This is a genomic window from Thiobacillus thioparus DSM 505 (assembly GCF_000373385.1).
GTDB classification, from domain to species: Bacteria; Pseudomonadota; Gammaproteobacteria; order Burkholderiales; family Thiobacillaceae; genus Thiobacillus; species Thiobacillus thioparus.
Window position 1 is genome coordinate 118,782 of the sequence record NZ_KB891331.1, and the last position, 20,250, is coordinate 139,031.

The 20,250-nt window shown below is 63.3% G+C and carries 20 protein-coding genes; 2 read left to right on the top strand and 18 right to left on the bottom strand.

Translation table 11 applies throughout. The features are described 5' to 3' along the window. Window positions 1-5: 5 nt before the first annotated feature. The 4 genes from B058_RS0114135 to secA all read right to left on the bottom strand — a co-directional run bounded on the left by B058_RS0114135 (window position 6) and on the right by secA (window position 3,908). A complete protein-coding gene (locus B058_RS0114135; RefSeq protein ID WP_157265897.1) occupies window positions 6-374 on the bottom strand; it encodes a hypothetical protein in 369 nt (122 codons plus the stop codon). 69 nt (window positions 375-443) lie between these two features. Beyond that, window positions 444-890: a hypothetical protein gene (locus tag B058_RS0114140; RefSeq protein WP_018509148.1), complete on the bottom strand. Its 447-nt coding sequence runs from the start codon at window positions 888-890 to the stop codon at window positions 444-446. 75 nt (window positions 891-965) lie between these two features. Then, the gene (locus tag B058_RS0114145; protein ID WP_018509149.1) at window positions 966-1,193 is read right to left on the bottom strand and encodes a hypothetical protein; all 228 of its coding nucleotides are present in this window, start codon (window positions 1,191-1,193) and stop codon (window positions 966-968) included. A gap of 9 nt (window positions 1,194-1,202) precedes the next feature. Beyond that, entirely contained in the window at window positions 1,203-3,908 is a 2,706-nt protein-coding gene (gene secA / locus B058_RS0114150) for a preprotein translocase subunit SecA (RefSeq protein ID WP_018509150.1), read from the bottom strand. Between the two features lie 89 nt (window positions 3,909-3,997). On the opposite strand from secA, the gene B058_RS0114155 reads away from it, so the two are divergent. Next, window positions 3,998-4,429 (top strand): DciA family protein, encoded by a 432-nt coding sequence (locus B058_RS0114155; RefSeq protein ID WP_018509151.1) that lies wholly within the window; start codon window positions 3,998-4,000, stop codon window positions 4,427-4,429. 159 nt (window positions 4,430-4,588) lie between these two features. Next, window positions 4,589-6,052 (top strand): sensor domain-containing diguanylate cyclase, encoded by a 1,464-nt coding sequence (locus B058_RS0114160; protein WP_018509152.1) that lies wholly within the window; start codon window positions 4,589-4,591, stop codon window positions 6,050-6,052. A gap of 157 nt (window positions 6,053-6,209) precedes the next feature. On the opposite strand, the gene B058_RS0114165 is transcribed toward B058_RS0114160, so the two are convergent. The 14 genes from B058_RS0114165 to mraY form a co-directional block, all read right to left on the bottom strand. Then, window positions 6,210-7,244, bottom strand: a complete 1,035-nt coding sequence (locus B058_RS0114165) for an OmpA family protein (protein ID WP_018509153.1) — start codon at window positions 7,242-7,244, stop codon at window positions 6,210-6,212. A gap of 272 nt (window positions 7,245-7,516) precedes the next feature. Beyond that, window positions 7,517-7,699, bottom strand: a complete 183-nt coding sequence (locus B058_RS0114170) for a hypothetical protein (protein ID WP_018509154.1) — start codon at window positions 7,697-7,699, stop codon at window positions 7,517-7,519. Then, entirely contained in the window at window positions 7,699-8,613 is a 915-nt protein-coding gene (gene lpxC, locus B058_RS0114175) for a UDP-3-O-acyl-N-acetylglucosamine deacetylase (protein WP_018509155.1), read from the bottom strand. The genes B058_RS0114170 and lpxC overlap by 1 nt, the downstream gene beginning before the upstream one ends. A 165-nt stretch (window positions 8,614-8,778) precedes the next feature. Beyond that, window positions 8,779-9,927, bottom strand: coding sequence for a cell division protein FtsZ (ftsZ, locus tag B058_RS0114180; RefSeq protein ID WP_018509156.1), 1,149 nt, complete (start codon window positions 9,925-9,927; stop codon window positions 8,779-8,781). 123 nt (window positions 9,928-10,050) lie between these two features. Next, entirely contained in the window at window positions 10,051-11,286 is a 1,236-nt protein-coding gene (gene ftsA, locus B058_RS0114185; protein ID WP_018509157.1) for a cell division protein FtsA, read from the bottom strand. A 12-nt stretch (window positions 11,287-11,298) separates the two neighbouring features. Next, window positions 11,299-12,063, bottom strand: coding sequence for a cell division protein FtsQ/DivIB (locus B058_RS0114190; protein WP_018509158.1), 765 nt, complete (start codon window positions 12,061-12,063; stop codon window positions 11,299-11,301). Next, entirely contained in the window at window positions 12,060-12,989 is a 930-nt protein-coding gene (locus B058_RS0114195; RefSeq protein ID WP_018509159.1) for a D-alanine--D-alanine ligase, read from the bottom strand. The genes B058_RS0114190 and B058_RS0114195 overlap by 4 nt, the downstream gene beginning before the upstream one ends. Continuing rightward, window positions 12,986-13,960 carry a UDP-N-acetylmuramate dehydrogenase gene (murB, locus tag B058_RS0114200; RefSeq protein WP_018509160.1) on the bottom strand — a complete coding sequence of 325 codons (975 nt, stop codon included), beginning with the start codon at window positions 13,958-13,960 and terminating at the stop codon, window positions 12,986-12,988. The genes B058_RS0114195 and murB overlap by 4 nt, the downstream gene beginning before the upstream one ends. After that, window positions 13,950-15,359 carry a UDP-N-acetylmuramate--L-alanine ligase gene (murC, locus tag B058_RS0114205; protein WP_018509161.1) on the bottom strand — a complete coding sequence of 470 codons (1,410 nt, stop codon included), beginning with the start codon at window positions 15,357-15,359 and terminating at the stop codon, window positions 13,950-13,952. The genes murB and murC overlap by 11 nt, the downstream gene beginning before the upstream one ends. Next, on the bottom strand, window positions 15,359-15,499 hold the full coding sequence (locus B058_RS17950) for a hypothetical protein (protein WP_018509162.1): 141 nt from the start codon (window positions 15,497-15,499) through the stop codon (window positions 15,359-15,361). Before B058_RS17950 ends, murC begins: the two co-directional genes overlap by 1 nt. After that, the gene (murG, locus tag B058_RS0114215) at window positions 15,496-16,587 is read right to left on the bottom strand and encodes an undecaprenyldiphospho-muramoylpentapeptide beta-N-acetylglucosaminyltransferase (protein WP_018509163.1); all 1,092 of its coding nucleotides are present in this window, start codon (window positions 16,585-16,587) and stop codon (window positions 15,496-15,498) included. Before murG ends, B058_RS17950 begins: the two co-directional genes overlap by 4 nt. Then, a complete protein-coding gene (gene ftsW, locus B058_RS0114220; protein WP_018509164.1) occupies window positions 16,587-17,744 on the bottom strand; it encodes a putative lipid II flippase FtsW in 1,158 nt (385 codons plus the stop codon). Before ftsW ends, murG begins: the two co-directional genes overlap by 1 nt. Beyond that, window positions 17,744-19,168, bottom strand: coding sequence for a UDP-N-acetylmuramoyl-L-alanine--D-glutamate ligase (gene murD / locus B058_RS0114225; protein ID WP_018509165.1), 1,425 nt, complete (start codon window positions 19,166-19,168; stop codon window positions 17,744-17,746). Before murD ends, ftsW begins: the two co-directional genes overlap by 1 nt. Next, the gene (gene mraY, locus B058_RS0114230) at window positions 19,165-20,250 is read right to left on the bottom strand and encodes a phospho-N-acetylmuramoyl-pentapeptide-transferase (RefSeq protein ID WP_018509166.1); all 1,086 of its coding nucleotides are present in this window, start codon (window positions 20,248-20,250) and stop codon (window positions 19,165-19,167) included. The genes murD and mraY overlap by 4 nt, the downstream gene beginning before the upstream one ends.

Genomic DNA, 20,250 nt, shown 5'->3' on the forward strand with positions numbered 1-20,250 from the left:
GGGGCTCAGGCGAGGGCGGTTCGGGGGGGACGGTCGAGACTGTCGGGAATGAAGCCGCTGAACGATGCGGCGGGCTGCGGAGCGAAGCGGTGTGCGATCGGGACGGCCGGCGTGCGGTCGGCGAACCCGACCGGTATGGCCGTGGCCAGTGCGCAGGCGGCGCAGAACTTGCATTCGTGCTGGCCGGACGGAGGCTGCGGCTGGTCGGACGTGTGGCAGTCCGCCATGATCGTGGCTTCGTCGGGCATCGCCATCTGTTCCATCGCGGCATGGTCCGGCAGGATGCAGACCTGCATGGCGGAATAGGCGAACGCCTGCGCCGGCAGGGTCAGCATCAACAACAACAGCAGGAATCGTCGGAGTCGTGTGCGCACGCGGAAAGTGTAATCAAAAAGCGAAAGCTGACAAGTGGCCGGGCGCAGCGACCCGGGTTCCCGCGCCGCTCATGGGCGACGCTTGCGCGGTTCGTAGTGCACCACGGCTCGCATGATCTCGGAATAGGGGAAATCGGCAATGTCGCCGAAACGCGCCCGCCCCTGCAGCACGCTGGTGGCAATGTCGGTCGCCTCGTCGGTCGGGCCATCGAGCGCGGCCGACAGCCCGCGCACGCCGCCGCATTGGGCACGGATCTCCTTGCCGAACGGCCATGGCGCATCGGGGTTGATCCTGAGCGCGAACTGCGCGTTCTCGTGCAGGTCCTGGTAAAACGTCAGGCAATGCTCGCGTACCGTGGGATCGCTGCAGGCAATCGCCTCGCGCTCGGCAAGATTCAGCTTGCGCGAGCGGTCGCAGCTCACGCAGCGCGACAACAGGGCCCGCTCGAATGGGCAGCTGTACTCGATGTAGGCTTTTCTAGCCAGCCGATAAGCGTCTTCGTTGTATTCAGCCATCGCAGCTTAATCAGAGTTGATCAGAAACCGCCGGCCGCGTCCCGGACGACAGGTCGCGACAGTGGGTGAGCAACTTTACCAGTCGTCGCCCGACAAGCGCTGATCCAGTTCCCGCTCCGCCATCAGCGTGTCCTGGGCGGCGATCTCGTTCTCGGCGAAGATCATCTTGTATTTGTCGCCGGTCTTGGGATCGAGCGTCTTGCGCAGTTCGTTGGTGTGGGCCTTGGCTTCCTTGAAGCTCGCCCATTCGCCCTGCTTTTCCAGCACTTTGAACATTCCCAGACGAAAAACGTAGTAGGGCATGGTGAGTCCTCAGTTCAACCGGCCGTGGCACTGCTTGTACTTCTTGCCCGAACCGCACGGGCAGGGATCGTTGCGGCCGACCTTGGGATAACCTTCGCCCGCATCTGCCTCCTGGTCGACTTCGGCGAAGTCCTGCGCCTCGTCGTACTCGGTATGCTGGAATTGGACGTTCAATGGCTCGTGCGGCTCGACCGCCTGCACATCTTCGGGTGCGCGGATCTGCACGGTGGTGGTGATCTGCGTCACCTCGGTCTTGATCGCGGTCAGCATGGCGGAGAACAGTTCGAACGCCTCGCGCTTGTATTCCTGCTTCGGCTGCTTCTGCGCATAACCGCGCAGGTGAATACCCTGGCGCAGATGATCCAGTGCCGACAGATGCTCGCGCCAGTGGGTGTCCATGCTTTGCAACATCACCGCACGCTCGAACTGGCGCAGGCCGTCGCTGCCGACCTGGGCTTCCTTCTCCCGATAGATCGCGTCGGCGGCCTCGAGGATCTTCTTGCGCAGGCCTTCCTCGTTCAGGGTCTTGTCCTCGTCCAGCCACTGCTGCAGCGGCAGATCGAGCGAGAACTGCGCCGCCAGCGACTTTTCGAGGCCCGCCACGTCCCATTGCTCGTCCATGCTGCCCGGCGCAATGTGCAGGTTGACGGTCTGGTCCAGCACGTCGTCACGCATGGCGCGGACGGTGTCGCCGATGTCGGCGCTCGCCAGCAGTTCGTTGCGCTGCTCGTAGATCACCTTGCGCTGGTCGTTGGAGACGTCGTCGTATTCGAGCAGCTGCTTGCGGATGTCGAAGTTGCGCTGTTCGACCTTGCGCTGCGCGTTCTCGATCGCGCGCGTCACCCACGGATGCTCGATCGCTTCGCCCTCTGGCATCTTCAGTCGGTTCATGATTGCAGCGACGCGGTCGGATGCGAAGATGCGCAACAACGGATCTTCCAGCGAAAGGAAGAAACGGCTGGAGCCGGGGTCGCCCTGGCGTCCCGAACGGCCGCGCAGCTGATTGTCGACGCGGCGCGACTCGTGGCGCTCGGTGCCGATGATGTGCAGGCCGCCCGCCGCCACCACGGCGTCGTGACGCGGCTGCCAGTCGATCTTCAGCGCGGCGATGCTCGCGTCCTTCTCCGCGTCGGACAGCGTCTCGTCGGTGCGGATCGCGTCGATCTCCTTCTGGATACTGCCGCCCAACACGATGTCGGTGCCACGGCCCGCCATGTTGGTGGCGATGGTGATGCCGCCCGGCATGCCCGCCTGCGCGATCACCTCGGCTTCGCGGGCGTGCTGCTTGGCGTTCAGCACGTTGTGCTGCAGTCCGGCCCGGGTCAGTTCGGCGGACAGATGTTCGTTGGCCTCGATCGACGTGGTGCCGACCAGCACCGGCTGGCCGCCGGCATTGCGCGCGCGAATGTCGTTGATCACCGCCTGGTCACGCTCCTTGGCGGTCCGGTAGACCTGGTCGTGCTCGTCCTTGCGGATCATCGGCCGGTGGGTCGGGATGACCACGGTTTCCAGGCCGTAGATGCTCTGGAATTCGAAGGCTTCGGTGTCCGCCGTGCCGGTCATGCCCGACAGCTTCTGGTACATGCGGAAGTAGTTCTGGAAGGTGATCGACGCCAGGGTCTGGTTTTCCTTCTGGATCGCCACGCCCTCCTTGGCTTCCACCGCCTGGTGCAGGCCTTCCGACCAGCGGCGGCCGCTCATCAGGCGGCCGGTAAACTCGTCGACGATGATGACTTCGCCGTTCTGCACCACGTAGTGCTGGTCGCGGAAATACAGCGCGTGCGCGCGCAACGCGGCGTACACGTGGTGCATCAGCATGATGTTGGAGGCGTCGTAGAGACTGCCGCCAGGCAGCAGCAGCCCCATCTCGGTGAGGATTTCTTCGACCTTTTCGTGTCCGGTTTCGGACAACAGGACCTGGCGCGACTTCTCGTCGACCGAGTAGTCGCCCTCGGATTCTTCGTCCTTCTGGCGGGTCAGGCGCGGCGGCACCAGGTTGACCTGCTGGTACAGCGCGGTGTTCTCTTCCGATTGCCCCGAAATGATCAGCGGCGTGCGCGCCTCGTCGATCAGGATCGAGTCGACCTCGTCGATGATGCCGAAGGCCAGCGGGCGCTGCACCTTCTCGCTCATCTGGTAGACCATGTTGTCGCGCAGGTAGTCGAAGCCGTATTCGTTGTTGGTGCCGTAGGTGATGTCGGCGGCATACGCGGCCTGCTTTTCGTCATGCGGCATTTGCGACATGTTGACGCCGGTGGTCAGACCGAGAAAGCCGTAAAGCCGGCCCATCGACTCCGCATCCCGGCTGGCCAGGTAATCGTTCACCGTCACCACGTGCACACCCTTGCCCGCCAGCGCGTTCAGGTAGGCCGGCAAGGTCGCCATCAGCGTCTTGCCTTCGCCGGTGCGCATCTCGGCGATCTTGCCGTCGTGCAACACCATGCCGCCCACCATCTGCACGTCGAAATGGCGCATGCCAAGCACCCGGCGGGAAGATTCGCGCACCACGGCAAAAGCTTCCGGCAACAGCTTGTCGAGCGTCTCGCCATTTTCCAGCCGCGACTTGAACTCAGCCGTCTTGCCTGCCAGTTCGGCGTCGGATAATTTCTCCATCGCCGGCTCCAGCGCATTGATCGCTTTCACCTTTTGCAGGTATTGTTTGACCAGCCGGTCGTTGCGGCTGCCGAAGACTTTCTTGAAGAGGGATTGCAGCATGAGGAATCCGAAATGCCCGCAGGACGCGGTAAACCGTTGAATCTTAACATAGCGGGGCCGGCATCCCGTGACGCCGGCGTGTCACGCCCATGAGCGCCTCGAGCCTGGCCGACCTGCTCGCCAGCCAACTGCCGAACGGCCTGGCCATACGCGCCCGTACCCTGCTCAAGACCCAGGCTGCCCTCGATCGTTCCCTGCCTGCTGCGCTGGCCGGACACGTTCGCGTCATGCTGCTGGATAATGAGGTATTGAGCCTCGCCTGTGACAGCGGGGCCGTCGCCAGCCGCCTGCGCCACCAGACCGACGTGCTGATCGCCAGCCTCGGCAAGCACGGAATCGTGGCGACGGCAGTACGCGTCAGCGTCAACCCCGAGTTGCTTGCGCGTTATGTCCATCCCGTCGAAAAAACCGGCTTGCCGCCCGCCGCATTGGAGGGACTGGCGCATCTCAATGCGGAAATCGAGGATGGTCCGCTAAAGGACGCCCTGGACAAGCTATTGCGCCACCATCGGAAAACCTGATCAAACTGGCTTGGCCCGCCAGCCGTGCCCGTTCTATTGCACGTTGAACTAAATATTGCACGCTCGCCGAAAACCACCCGGTCGATGTCATACTGCCTTCATTGACCCCATGTCCTGCATGGGTGTTTGCTAAAATCGCGCGCGCCCTGTTTTTTATATATGTACTCTGCACAACGCATTTTCAAGCGGCAGCGCCTGCTTCTGTGGTTGAGCATCCTGTTGGCAGCCGGTTTCTTCGCCACCACGCTCAGCAGCTACTACGTGTCGAAACAGGCGATCCTGAATGCCATCGTCGCCCAGGAACTGCCGCTCACATCGAGCAATATCTATTCGGAAATCCAGAAAGACCTGGTGCGGCCCATTCTCATCTCGTCGACCATGGCGCACGACACTTTCCTGCGCGACTGGGTTGTGGGTGGGGAGCAGGACGTCGACGCCATGGTCCGTTATCTGCAGGAGATCAAAACGCGCTACGGCGCATTCAGCAGCTTCTTCGTGTCCGAGCGTAGCGCCAACTACTACACCGGCGAGGGCATCCTGAAGCAGGTGTCACCGAAGGCATCCCGCGACGTCTGGTACTACCGGGTGCGCGCCATGTCGGAACCCTACGAGATCAATGTCGACCCCGATCTCGCCAACCGGGATGCACTGACCATCTTCGTCAACTATCGCGTCTTCGACTTCGACGGCCGCTTTCTCGGCGCTACCGGCGTCGGGCTCACTGTGGATGCCGTGCGCCACCTCATCTCGAATTACCAGCAGCGTTTCCAGCGCACCATCTATTTCGTGGATGCCCACGGCAAGACCGTCCTGTTCGGCAACCAGTCCGGACGCCAGGAAACCGACCTGCGCGCGACGCCGGGCCTGCGCGACATCGTCGACCACGTCCTGCGTGAAAAATCCGGTTCCTATCAGTTCAGGGACAGCCACGGCCTGCATCTGCTCAATGTGAACTACATCCCCGAACTCAAGTGGTATCTGTTCGTGGAAAAAGGCGTGGATGCCGCGCTGGCCGACATCCGTCAGACTCTCTACGTCAATCTCGCGGTATGTCTGGGCATTACGCTGCTGGTGCTCTTCCTGACTCATATCGCGCTCGCGCGGTACCAACAGCGCATCGAGGACATGGCCGCCACCGACAAGCTCACCGGCCTGCTCAACTGCCAGGCCTTCAGCATCCTGATCGACAAGACCTTTGCCGAATACCGGCGCGACCCACGCCCGATTTCCATTCTGCTGATCGACATCGATCACTTCAAATCGATAAACGACCGGTTCGGGCACATCGGCGGCGATCGCATCCTGAGCCAGGTCGCAGTCTCGCTTCAGAAAGGGCTGCGGGCGTCGGATATCGCCATCCGTTGGGGCGGGGAAGAGTTTCTCGTCGTACTCAAAGGCAGCACACTCGAACAAGGGCAGCATGTCGCCGAACAGTTGCGCCTGAAAATCGAGCAGACGCAGTTCACCGTTGACACGCAGCCGGCCTCGGTCAGCATCAGTATCGGCGTCAGCCAGTATGATGGTGCGGAGTCCTACGAGCAGGCCATCAGCCGCGCGGACGCCGGCCTCTATGCGGCGAAGCATGGCGGCCGCAATCGTGTCTGCGTGGCGCCGCGCGCCTAGGGCCATCATTGATTGCCCACGCGGACGCGGATTCGAGACGGCCGCTTGCGGTCGCCTGGCAAGCCATCCTCGAACCGCGCCTGTTTCCTCTGCCCATGAAAACAAAAAGGCCGCATCCGTAGATGCGGCCTTTCCGTGTACAGCAGCGATGCTGCGTTTACTTGACGACCAATTCCACGCGGCGGTTCTTGGCGCGGCCTTCGCGCGTCGTGTTGCTGGCGATGGGCTTGGTCTCGCCATAGCCCTTGGTGGTCAGCCGGTCGGCGGCGATGCCTTTGTTGATGAAATAGTCGTACACCGACTTGGCGCGGCGCTCGGACAGGCCCTGGTTGTACTGCTTGGTACCGGTGCTGTCGGTGTGGCCGACCACGTCCACGCTGATGTCCTTGCGACGGTTCAGCACGGTCGCGGCCTCGTCGAGGATGGTGATGGCATCCGGGCGCAGGCGGGCGGAATCAAACTCGAAATTCACGCCTTCCAGGATCACCACCACATCGCCTGACTTGGCTTGATCGAGTTGCTGCGCCTGCGGGGTCGTGAGTGCCGCTGCGGCAGGCTCTGGCTGCACGACAGGCGCAGGTGCGGGGGCAGGCATGGGAGCGGGAGCGGGCTCAGCAACGGGTGCGGGTGCGGGTTCCGACTTGGGCATGGGCTGGGCTTTCTGGCCCAGGGCGAAATTCAGGCCGACGCTGATGATCGCGTCTCCGAAATCATTCGCCCCGAACGCCTTGGTGGAGTTGCCATCCATGCGGTAGCGCGCGTCGGCACGCAGGGAAATGTTGTCAGTCAGACGCTTCATGATGCCGAAGCCGATATTGCCCATCAGGCCGGTGTCATGCTTGCCCGGAATGTCGGTATACAAGGCGCCCAGGCCCACCACGCCATAGGGCGTAAAGTCGGCATTGCGGTTGAAGAGATAAAGCGCGTCGACCCCCAGTCCCCACAGGTCGTATTTGCCGCTGCCAGTCTTGTAGTCAAGCGAGCTGCCCGTCAGCGACAACTCCATGTTCAGGTGCTCGGTAATGGGTTTGCCGAGCGCCAGGCCGCCGCCCCAGCCGTCGTCGGCGTGGCGATCGTTGTCGGAGAAGGTGTAGTTCACGGTCGGCGCGACGTAGAGGCGGTCGTCCGCCGCGTGCGCCTGCAGGGCCGTGCCGGCAAGGGCGATGAGGGCTGACAGGGTCTTGATACGCATAGGGTTACTCCTTGGGATCTGTGGGATTCAAAATGGGCGGACCTTCAACAATAAGCTAGCGCCTCCCACCAACAAGAGGGCGGTCTGGCGCAATGTTACTCCTCCAGGGTTTTGTATGGATAGCCTCGGCGACCTTGTAAATACGCCATTCCACCCTGATTTTCGCAAGCGCCGTCGCGAATGCGCCTTGCTTAGTACTCGATATGGCCCGCACGTTTCGTTGTTTTATAGCATCAATTCCATGCCTTTGCTGTGGCTTTCCACATCGTCGCTCATCTCAGCACCAGGCGTTCCACCACAAACAACAAAGCGGCAACAAAGCCGAAAACGATCGCGAAACGCAGCACGCGGCCCATATATCCGAGATATTTCCTATTGCCGGTGAACAGCCAGGCCAATCCGAGCGCAGCCACCGCAATGAGCAGGGCGACAATCAGTAGCCGGATGACGATCATCAGGTCGTGAGTGGATGCAGGCGCAGGAAGGCGGCCGGCACTTCCTCTTCATGCGCGAAGCTGACGAATTCCCAGGACTCCCGATGCTGCAGCAACTCACGCAGCAGCGCGTTGTTGAGCGCATGGCCGGATTTGTAGGCCTCGAAGGCACCGATGACAGGGTGTCCCAGCAGATAGAGATCGCCAATGGCGTCGAGCACCTTGTGTTTGACGAACTCGTCGTCGTAGCGCAGACCATCCTGGTTCAGCACGCGGTATTCGTCCATGACGATGGCGTTGTCGAGCGAACCGCCCAGCGCGAGTCCGCTGTTGCGCAAGGCCTCAACCTCGTGCATGAAACCGAAGGTGCGGGCGCGCGCGATTTCCTTCGTGTAGGCCGTGTCGGCGAAATCGATGCTGACGGTCTTGCCGCTCTTGTCGAACACGGGGTGTTTGAAGTCGATGGTGAACTCGACCTTGAAGCCGTTGTGCGGAACGAAACGCGCCCATTTGTCGCCGTCCTTCACCTCGATAGGCTGCATGATGCGCACATATTGCTTTGCCGCATCCTGCTCGACGATGCCGGCGGACTGCAGCAGGAACACGAACGGCGCCGAGGAGCCGTCCATGATGGGAATCTCCGGGCCGGTCAGGTCGACCAGCAGATTATCGATCCCCAGGCCGGCGAGCGCCGACATCAGATGCTCGACGGTCGACACCTTGGCCGGACCGGACTCGAGCATCGAGCACAGCCGGGTGTCGGTGACCAGATAGGGGTCGGCCTTCAGGTCGATCGGCGGCTTGAGGTCCATTCGCCTGAACACGATGCCGGTATTGGGCCCGGCAGGGCGCAGGGTCATCTCGACCTTGACGCCGGAATGCAGGCCGACGCCGGTCGCCTTGACGGGCGTTTTAAGAGTACGTTGCTTGATCATTCCGTCATTTTAACCGGTCGCGCGACAGGCAACCCTATGAATAGAACGGGAATAGACCCGGTTCCATGCGGGCGAGTTCACCCGGCATGGGATTCCCCACGCAAAAGACTCCGATCCACGATGGGCGGAAGCCCATCGTGGAATCGTGTGCGGCAACAAGCTCGTTCAGTCCGCCTGGCGACGCAGGAAGGCTGGGATGTCCAGGGTGTCGATGCCGGAATCGGTCATCGCCTGAATGGTCCGGCTGCGACGGCTGGTCATCACGCTGGGCAGTTCCTCGCCGTTGCCGTTCACCATCATCGGCGTATCGTCGGTGCCGGTGCGGATGATCTGCATCGGCTTCTGGCTCTGCCGGGCGACCGGGTTGCCCAGGCCAGTGGCGACCATGGTGACGCGCAGCGAGTCTTCCATCGTGTCGTCCAGCACCTGACCGACGATGACGGTGGCTTCCTCGGCGGTGAAACCCTTGATGGTGTTCATCACTTCGTGGATTTCCTTCATCTTGACGGTCGACGAAGCGGTGATGTTGACCAGTACGCCGCGCGCGCCGGCGAGGTTGACGTCTTCCAGCAGCGGACTGGCGACGGCCTGCTCGGCAGCGATGCGCGCACGGTTTTCGCCGCTAGCCTGGGCCGACCCCATCATCGCCATGCCCATCTCGCTCATCACGGTGCGCACATCGGCAAAGTCGACGTTGACCAGACCAGGGCAGTTGATGACTTCGGCGATGCCGCCGACAGCACCATGCAGCACGTTGTTGGCAGCCTTGAAGGCGTCGAGCATGGAGACGTCGTCGCCCAGCACCTGCATCAGTTTCTCGTTCGGAATGATGATCAGGGAATCGACATGACGCGAGAGCGCCTCGATGCCGGCGTTGGCCGCACGCACGCGCTTGCCTTCGAACATGAACGGCTTGGTGACGACCGCAACCGTCAGGATGCCGAGTTCCTTGGCGACTTCGGCGACGACCGGTGCCGCACCGGTGCCGGTGCCGCCGCCCATGCCGGCGGTGATGAACAGCATGTCGGCGCCGTCGATCAGTTCGGCGATGCGCTCGCGGTCTTCCAGTGCGGCTTCGCGGCCGACATCCGGATTGGCGCCGGCGCCCAGGCCCTTGGTCACGCCATTGCCCAGTTGCAGCTGCAGCTTGGCCTGATTGCGCTTCAGTGCCTGCGCGTCGGTGTTGATGGCGATGAACTCCACGCCATTCAGCCCGGAGCTGATCATGTGATCGACCGCATTGCCGCCACAACCGCCCACGCCGATGACCTTGATCACTGCGTCCTGGGTGTCTACATCCATCAGTTCAAACATATTGCTTCCTCCTTTTTTGCCCAATCAAAAACCACACTCGAAAATCCTTTGGCGTGTTTGCCTCGATGTACCGATACACCCGACACCACCGCCAAATACCGTTTCAACGTCGTTTGCACGGCGTCAAAAATTCCCCTTGAACCAGCTCTTCATGCGTTCAAAAATGTCCTTGAAGTTGCCGCTGGACAACTTCGGCGCATCGCGTCCGCGCGCTTCCAGACCTGCCATCAGCAGGCCCATGCAAGTGGCATAGCGCGGATTGCGCATGACATCCGACAGGGCACCCTCATAACGCGGCCAGCCCATCCGCACCGGCATGTGGAAGACCTCCTCGCCGAGTTCGACCATGCCCTGCATCGCCGCCGAACCACCGGTAATAACGATGCCGGACGACAGCAGTTCCTCGAATCCGCTGCGGCGCAATTCGGCCTGCACCAGCGAGTACAGCTCTTCCATGCGCGGCTCGATGAACTCGGCCAGCGTCTGGCGGGACAGCGTGCGCGGCGGACGATCGCCGATGCCGGGCACCTCGATCATGTCGCGCGCGTCGGCCAGCTGTCGCAAGGCGCAGCCATACTGCACCTTGATGTCCTCGGCCTCTTTCGGCGGCGTGCGCAGCGCCACCGCGATATCGTTGTTGACCTGGTCGCCCGCCACCGGAATGACCGCGGTATGGCGGATCGCGCCGTTGGTGAACACGGCGATGTCGGTGGTGCCGCCGCCGATATCCACGAGGCACACGCCGAGCTCCTTCTCGTCCTCGGTCAGCACCGCCATCGCCGAGGCGAGCGGCTGCAGTACCAGGTCGGCGACTTCGATCCCGCAACGGCGTACACACTTGATGATGTTCTGCGCCGCCGATACTGCGCCGGTGACAATGTGCACCTTCACTTCCAGGCGCACCGCGCTCATGCCGAGCGGGTCGCGTACGTCTTCCTGGCCATCGACAATGAATTCCTGCGGGATGGTGTGCAGGATCTGCTGGTCGGTCGGGATGTTCACCGCGCGCGCGGTGTCCACCACGCGATCGACATCCATCTGGCTGATTTCCTTGTCCTTGATAGCGAACATGCCGTGCGAGTTGAAGCTCTTGATGTGGCTGCCGGCGATGCCGGTGTACACCTCGCGGATCTTGCAGTCGGCCATCAGCTCGGCCTCTTCCAGCGCACGCTGGATGGCGTTGACGGTGGCTTCGATGTTGACCACCACGCCACGGCGCAGGCCGCGCGACGGATGCGTGCCCATACCGATGACCTCGAGCAGACCTTCGTCGTTGATTTCCGCAACGATGCAGACGATCTTGGACGTACCGATGTCGAGACCGACGACGAGGTTTTTGGGATCTCTTGGCTTACTCATGTTGCGGTGCACTCATGTTTCACTCGATTTGAAAGGGGTCACGCCGTTCGGCATGCGCACGGCGAAGCCGTCGGTGTAACGTAGGTCGACCATCAGCGGGACGGGGGGGGCAGCCGCAACCTGTCTGTCCTTTGCCGGCTGCCGGCCGAACAGACGCGGATACAGGGCGACGAAACGCGCCAGCCGCTTGTCGGTCTGCATCCGCCCAAGCGCCAGCTGCATGCCGTTGTCCAGGCGCAGGCGCCAGGCGCGGCGCGGCGACAGCCGCAATTCGTCTATCGTCATGCCCAGGGGCGCCAGTGCCGCCTGATAGCGGCGATAGGTCGCGACCACCTCGGTGCTGCTGCCATCCGGGCCGACGAGACGCGGCAGCTTGGTGGACACGGCGGCGCCAAACACTTCGCCGGTCTCGCTCACGAGGGCGTCGTCGTTCCAGCGGGCGAACGGCACATGCTCGGTGAGCGAGACCACCAGGGTGTCGGGCCAGCGGCGCTCCACGCGCGCTTCGCGCACCCAGGGCAGTTTCTCCAGGCTGTTGCGCACATGCTCGAGATCGACAGTGAAGAAGGTCCCGCGTACCTGACGCTCGGCCACCAAGCGGATCTGCGCCTCGGTGACGTGCGCCACCGGCGTTTTCACCTCGATGGTGTGCAGGGCGAACCACGGCTGCGCCGCCACCCAGCTGGCCGTGCCGTAGGCCAGCAGGCCGAGCGCGCCCCAGGTCAGCACGCGGGCGACCTGCGACAGCGGATGGGCGGCGAGTTCCGGGGACGTCACAGCGTCTGCTCCAGTATCTTCATGCACAAGGCGTCGAAATCCAGGCCGGCGACGCGCGCAGCCATCGGTACCAGGCTGTGATCGGTCATGCCTGGCGAGGTGTTCACCTCCAGCAGGTAGGGATTGCCGAGGCTATCCAGCATGACGTCGACCCGTCCCCAGCCGCGCCCGCCGACCAGACGGAAAGCATCGAGCGCCAACTTCCGCAGCGCCATTTCCTGTGCCTCCGGGAGTCCCGCCGGGCAGTGGTATTGGGTGTCGTTGCGCAGGTATTTGGCCTCGAAATCGTAGAAGGCCTTGTCTTTCGCGGGCTCCAGCCGGATCAGCGGCAAGGCGGCCTCGCCGAGAATGCCGACGGTGAATTCGGCGCCGTCGATGAACTTTTCGGCCAGCACCAAGGTGTCGTGTTCGGCGGCGGCCTCGTAGGCGGCCTTCAGCATGCCGGACTCGGTCACCTTGCTCATGCCGATGCTCGATCCCTCGCGGGCGGGCTTCACGAAAATGGGCAGGCCCAGCTTTTTTTCCACTGCCGCAAAATCGCTGGCGGCGGTCAAGATGTCCCAGTCCGCCGTCGGCAGCCCGGCGGCGCGCCACAATAGCTTGGTACGCCACTTGTCCATGCCGATAGCCGACGCCATCACGCCGCTGCCGGTATAGGGAATGCCCAGCAACTCGAGTGCGCCCTGCATGCACCCGTCCTCGCCATAGCGTCCATGCAACGCGATGAAGACCCGGTCGAACTCGCCAGTGATGAGATCCCCAAGATTGCGGTTCGCCGGGTCGAACGCGTGCGCATCGACGCCCTGCCGGGTTAGCGCGGCCAGCACCGCTGCGCCGCTATTGAGCGACACCGGCCGTTCCGCCGACGTGCCACCCAGCATCACGGCGACTTTTCCGAATACCTTCGCCGATTCGATCGTGCTCACTGACGTTCTCCAATAATTCTCACTTCGCGGATCAATCGCACATTGGTGCGCGTCTCCACGGTCTCTTCCACATGCTCGATCAGTCGCTCGATGTCGGCCGCCGTGGCGTTGCCTGTATTGACGATGAAGTTGGCATGCTTGGTCGACACCTGCGCACCCCCGATCCTGAAACTCTTGAGGCCACAGCTCTCGATCAGCCGGGCCGCATAGTCGCCAGGGGGGTTGCGGAACACTGAACCGGCGTTGGGCATATTCAGCGGCTGCGAGGCAATGCGCTTTTTCAGCAAGTCCTTGATGGTTTCGCGCGAGGCCGCGCCATCGCCGCGCGCCAGGCGGAACCAGCCACCGATGAACCATTCCTGATGCGGAAGCTTCAGCGCGACATGGCGGTAGCCGGTCACATATTCACCCGGCAACCGCTCGTTCAGCTGGCCCTCGCGATCCAGGGTTTGTACCTGCACCAGCTTGTCCCAGGTTTCGCTGCCGTAGCAGCCGGCGTTCATGGCGATGGCGCCGCCGACGGTACCGGGAATGCCGGCCCAGAATTCGCCGCCGACGAGATCGTGGTTGGCGGCAAAACGCGCCAGCTTGGGCGAGGCAACGCCTGCCTGGGCATACACCAGGGCCGTGTCGGCATCCGCCGGCGCCGGCGGCAACCCATGCGTACGGCTTTCGATGGCCAGTTTTTTCAGCACGCCGTGCAACAAGATCACCACGCCGGCGACCCCGCCGTCACGTACCAGCAGATTGCTGCCCAAACCCACCATGTGGACGCTTTCGTGCACCGGGACCGAGCGGATCAGCCAAGTCAGATCCTCAAGGTCGGCCGGAATGTAGACGCGTTGCGCGGCACCGCCTGCCCGCCACGACACATGCTTCTTCATCGGTTCGTTGTAGAGGAAATGTCCGCGCAGGACGGGTGCGCCGCCGCCCGCCATATCGACTTCGCTCATGCGATAGTCATGCCGCATGGTTTGTCCTCCCGGCGGATTCCGAACCCAGTGCGGGCGCCACCTGGCCGATACTGCCGGCCCCCATCACCAGCACCACGTCGCCCGTCTGCGCGAGATCGCGCACCGTGGCAGGCACATCGGTCACGTTTTCCACGAACACCGGCTCGACCTTGCCTGCCACGCGTACCGCGCGCGCCAGCGCACGGCCGTCGGCCGCCACGATGGGGGCCTCGCCGGCCGGGTACACCTCGGTCAACACCAGTACGTCGGTTTCCGACAGGACTTTCACGAAATCCTCGAAGCAGTCGCGCGTGCGCGTGAAACGATGCGGCTGGAACACCAGCACCAGGCGCCGGCCGGGAAAGGCGCCACGCGCTGCGGCGAGCGTGGCAGCCATCTCGACCGGGTGATGGCCGTAGTCGTCGACCAGGCAATACTTCCCGCCATCCTTCGCGGACAACTCGCCGTAGCGCTGGAAGCGGCGTCCCACGCCATGGAACTCGGCAAGCGCCTTGACGATGGCGGCATCGTCGGCACCGACTTCGCTCGCCACGGCAATCGCAGCCAATGCATTCAACACGTTGTGCATGCCCGGGTGGTTCAGCATCACGTCGAGATCGGCCACGCCCTCGCGCTTGACCGTGAAACGCATCTGGCCGCGCTCGAAGCGCGGATTGACCGCACGCACCTGCGCCGTCTCGTCGAAGCCATAGGTGGTGATCGGCTTGGTGATGCGCGGCAGGATCTCGCGCACGTGCGGGTCGTCGATACACAGCACCGCCATGCCGTAGAAGGGCAGGCGCTGGCAGAAATCGACGAAGGCGGTTTTCAGGCGCTCGAAGTCATGGCCATAAGTATCCATGTGATCGGCGTCGATGTTGGTGACGATGGCAATCACCGGCGTCAGATAGAGGAAGGACGCGTCGGACTCGTCGGCTTCGGCCACCAGGAAATCGCCCTTGCCGAGCCGCGCGTTGGTACCGGCGGCCGTGAGCTTGCCGCCGATGACGTAGGTCGGATCCATACCGGCTTCGCCGAGGATACTGGCGACCAGGCTGGTGGTGGTGGTCTTGCCGTGGGTGCCGGCGATCGCAATGCCGCGCTGCAGCCGCATCAGCTCGGCCAGCATCAGTGCGCGCGGCACGATGGGAATTTTCTTCTCGCGCGCGGCGATGACCTCGGGGTTGTCTTCCTGTACTGCGGTCGAAGTGACGACAGCATCGGCGTCGACGATATTCTCCGCCGCATGGCCGCGATGGATGCGCGCGCCCAGGCCGGCCAGCCGCTGCGTCACCGCGTTGTCGGCCAGGTCCGAGCCCGACACGCTATAACCCAGATTCAGCAGCACTTCGGCGATACCGCTCATGCCGACTCCACCGATGCCCACGAAATGGATGTGCTTGACGGCGTGCTTCATCAGCCGCGGCCTCCCTTGCCGCCGCCCGACGTGGGCATCCGGCGCCCCTCGCGGCCGCTCGCATCCCGCAAGCGGGATCCCTGCTCCCTGCTCGGATCGATCATGCCCACGAAATGGATGTGCTTGGCGGCGTACTTCATTTGGCAAGTGCCTCGCAAATATCGGCGACGCGAGCCGTGGCATCGGGCTTGGCCAGTTGCCGGGCTTTGTCCGACATGACGGCGAGTGTGGCGCGGTCGAGGCTTCCGATCAGCGCGGCCAGCTTTTCCGCACTCAGGTCCTTTTGTTGCATCAGCCAGGCCGCGCCGGCATCGGACAGAAACTCGGCGTTGCCGGTCTGGTGGTTGTCCACCGCAAAAGGGAAGGGCACCAGCACCGCTGGCACGCCGGCACAGGCCAGTTCCGCGACGGTCATCGCGCCAGCGCGGCAGATCGCGAAATCGCAGTCGCGATAGGCGGCAGCCATGTCCTCGATGTAATCGCGCACCTCGGCCTCGACGCCGGCGGCAGCATAATTCGCACGCAGCGCATCCAGGTGCTGGCGGCCGGACTGATGGACGACATGTGGACGCTTGCCGGCAGGCAGCAGGGCCAGTGCCTGCGGGACCCGTTCATTCAGGGCCTGCGCGCCGAGGCTGCCACCGACCACCAGCAGACGCAGCGGTCCGCTGTGCGCCACCGGCGTGGCGACGGCAATGTCGCTCCGGACTGGGTTGCCCACCCATTCGGTTGTCACGCGACGACATGGAATCGGTTTGTCGTGCGCATGGGTGAACACCTTGGGAAAGGCCGTCAGTACGCGGTCTGCAAGACAAGCCAGCACTCGGTTGGTGAGGCCGCCGATCGAATTCTGTTCGTGGATGACCAGCGGTTTGTTGAGCAGGCTCGCCATCATGCCGCCGGGGAAGGCGGTATAACCGCCCATGCCGAGCACGACATCAGGGCGGCGCTTGAGGATGGCGACGAGGCTCTGCCAGAAGGCGACCAGCAGGGTGGCCGGCAACAGCAGCTTTTTTAACACGCCCTTGCCACGCACGCCACCCATGCTCACCCATACCATGTCGATGCCCGCCGCCGGTATTACCCGCGCTTCCAGCCCCGCCCGCGTGCCGAGCCAGAATACCTCCCAGCCGCGCGCGCGCAGCGCGTCGGCCACCGCAAGCGCCGGGTAGACGTGACCGCCGGTGCCGCCGGCCATGACCATGAGCGTACGGTTCAGGGCGGCCATCAGAACGTTTTTCCTCGCATCATCTGCCGATGTTCCCAGTCGATGCGCAACAGGATGGCAACCGCCAGGCAGTTGGCGATGATGCCGCTGCCGCCGAACGACAGGAAAGGCAGCGTGAGGCCCTTGGTCGGCAAAAGGCCGACGTTCACGCCCATGTTGATGAGCGCCTGCACGCCGATCCAGATGCCGATGCCTTGCGCTACCAGTGCGCAGAAATTGCGCTCGAGCTGGGCCGCGCGGTGGCCGATCAGGAAGGCTTTGACGATGAGCCAGGCGAACAGGGCGACCACCACGACCACCCCGACGAAACCGAATTCCTCGGCAATCACCGCCATCAGGAAATCGGTGTGCGCTTCAGGCAGATAGAACAGCTTTTCGATACTGCCACCCAAACCTAGGCCCAGCCATTCGCCGCGGCCGAAAGCGATCAGCGCATGCGACAGCTGATAACCCTTGCCATACGGATCGGCGAACGGATCCATGAAACCGAGCACGCGCTGCAGCCGATATGGCGACGTCAGGATCAGCAGGACGAAGCCGATCAGCAGCACCACCACCAGACCTGCAAACACTTTCCAGTTGAGTCCGCCGAGGAACAGGATACCCATGGCGATCGACACGATGACGACGAAGGCGCCAAAATCCGGCTCGCGCAGCAGCAGCGCGCCGGCCAGCATCATCACCGCGGCCATCGGCAGGAAACCCTTCTTGAAATCGTGCATGAAGGCAGCCTTGCGCGTGGTGTAGTCGGCGGCATACAGCACGGCAAGGAACTTCATCAGTTCCGAGGGCTGCAGGTTGGCAAAGCCGAGCGGAATCCAGCGCCGGCTGCCGTTGACCTCGCGCCCGATATGCGGGATCAGCACGACCACCAGCAACAGCAGGCCGGCAAGAAAGAGATAGGGAGCCGCCTGCTGCCACACCCGCATCGGCACCCGGAACGCGGCCATGCCGACTCCGACGCCCATGGCGATGAAGATGCCCTGCCGCAGCAGATAGTACTCGCCGTTGTGGTGGGTATAGCGGGCGGCTTCGGCGATCGCGATCGACGCGGAGTAAACCATCACCAGGCCGATCGCCAACAGGCCCATGGCCAGCCACAACAGGCTGAAATCGAGCTCGGCACTGGGTTTGGGCGCGCGCGCGGCGTAGAGCATCAGTTCGCCGCCCGTTCAGCCGCCAGCTTGTTCACGGCGGCGACGAACACTTCGGCGCGATGAACGTAGTTGCGGAACATGTCGAAGCTGGCGCAGGCGGGCGACAACAGGACGGCATCGCCGGGATGGGCGAGACGCTGCGCCTGGCCCACTGCATCGGCAAGGCTGGTAGCCGCATACACGTCGACGCCACAGCCTGCGATGGCCGCATCGATCAGTTGCGCGTCGCGTCCGATCAGCACCACGGCTCGGGCATTGGCTTCCACTGCCGCCTTGAGTGGACTGAAATCCTGCCCCTTGCCGTCGCCGCCCAGGATCACCACTGCCTTGCGATTGCCCATGCCATACAGTGCGGCCTCGGTGGCGCCGACATTGGTGCCTTTCGAGTCGTCGTAGTAGGTCACGCCCTCGATCTCGACAACTTTTTCCACCCGGTGCGGCAGCCCCTTGAAATGCAACAGGCCACGCAACAAGGCCTCCATCGGCAAATCCAGCGCGCGGGTCAGTGCCAGGGCTGCCAGGGCATTGGCCGCGTTGTGCAGGCCGGCCACCGGCAGCGCGGACAAGGGCATCAACATGTCCCCGCCCAAGCAGAGCTCGTCCTCGCACAAACCGAAGTTCTCGCCCTTCGGGCAGCGATCCAGACCGAAGCTCACCACGTGGCGGCCGGATCGTGCCATGGCGAGGCTACGTGCATCGTCGCGGTTCACTACCTGCACGCCATCGCCGTCATAGATGCGTGCCTTGGCGGCAACGTAAGCGTCCATGTCAGGATAACGATCCATGTGGTCTTCCGACACGTTGAGCACTGTGGCGGCATCGGCGTTGAGGCTGGTGGTCGTCTCGAGCTGGAAGCTCGACAATTCCAGCACCCACACCTGAGGCGCAGGGGCGATGCCCTGTTCGATTTCGACCAGCGCATCCAGCACCGGCAGGCCGATATTGCCGGCCACACAAGTAGTCAGCCCAGCCGTGCGACACATGTCGCCACACATCGAGGTGACAGTGCTCTTGCCGTTGCTGCCGGTGATGGCGATCACCCGCATCGGACCACTTGAATCGGTCGACGCGGCACGCTCGGTGTTGAGTGCATGGATCGCCCGGGCGAACAGTTCCACATCACCTACCACCTCGACGCCTGCAGCGACGGCACGCGCGACAGCCGGTTCGGCCAGCGGCACGCCCGGGCTGAGCACCAACATGTCGGCCGCCTGTAGACGGGCATCGTCGAACGGACCGGTAAAGAGCGGCACCTGCGGCAGCCATTCCACCAGGCGCGCAGCATGCGGCGGCGTCGCGCGGCTGTCGGCCACGCTCACCCGCGCGCCGCGCGCCGCCAGCCAACGAACGCATGACAGCCCGGTGTCGCCGAGGCCGAGCACCAGGACCTGCTTGCCGGAAAGGTTCAGACTGTCGTAGTTCATCTCAGTTTCAGGCTCGACAGGCCGATCAGCACCAGCATCATGCTGATGATCCAGAATCGCACGACGACCTGATTTTCCTTCCAGCCCTTCAGTTCGTAGTGGTGATGAATCGGCGCCATGCGGAACACGCGTTTGCCGGTGAGCTTGAACGAGGCGACCTGCACCATGACCGACAGGGTTTCCACCACGAACACGCCGCACATGATGAAGAGGATGATCTCCTGCCGTACGATGACGGCGACCACCCCAAGGGCGGCGCCCAGCGCCAGCGCACCGACGTCGCCCATGAAGACTTCCGCCGGATAGGCGTTGAACCACAGGAAGGCCAGCCCCGCCCCCGCCATCGCCGAACAGAACACCGCGAGCTCGCCCGCACCGGGCACGTGCGGCAGGCCGAGGTATTTCGAGAACACCGCGTTGCCCGCGACGTAGGCAAAGATCGCCAGGGCGGACGCCACCATCACGGTCGGCAGGATCGCCAGGCCATCGAGGCCGTCGGTGAGGTTGACCGCGTTGCTGGAACCGACGATGACGAAATAGGTCAGCGCGATGAAACCCACCGCCGACAGCGGGACCGTGGCGTGCTTGAGAAAGGGAATGATGAGTTCGGTGTGCGCGGGCAGGCTGGCGCTGTGCCACAGATAGGCCGCGACCGCGAGGCCGATCACCGACTGCCAGAAGTACTTCCAGCGCGAGGGCAGGCCGCGCGAGTTCTTCTCGACGACCTTGCGCCAGTCGTCGACCCAGCCGATGACGCCGAAGCCCAGCAGGGTGAGCAAGGCCACCCAAACATAGTCGTTGGACAGGTCCGCCCACAGCAGCGTGGTCACGGTGACCGAGACCAGGATCAGCGCGCCGCCCATGGTCGGCGTGCCGGCCTTGACCAGATGGGTTTGCGGGCCGTCGCTGCGCACCGACTGGCCGATTTTCAGAGCGGTGAGCTTGCGGATCACGGCCGGGCCGACGATGAAGGAGATCGTCAGCGCGGTGAGCGTGGCCAGCACGGCACGCAGCGTCAGGTAATTGAAGACGTTGAATGCCCGAACGTCCTGGCCCAGATGCTGAAACAGCCACAGGAGCAT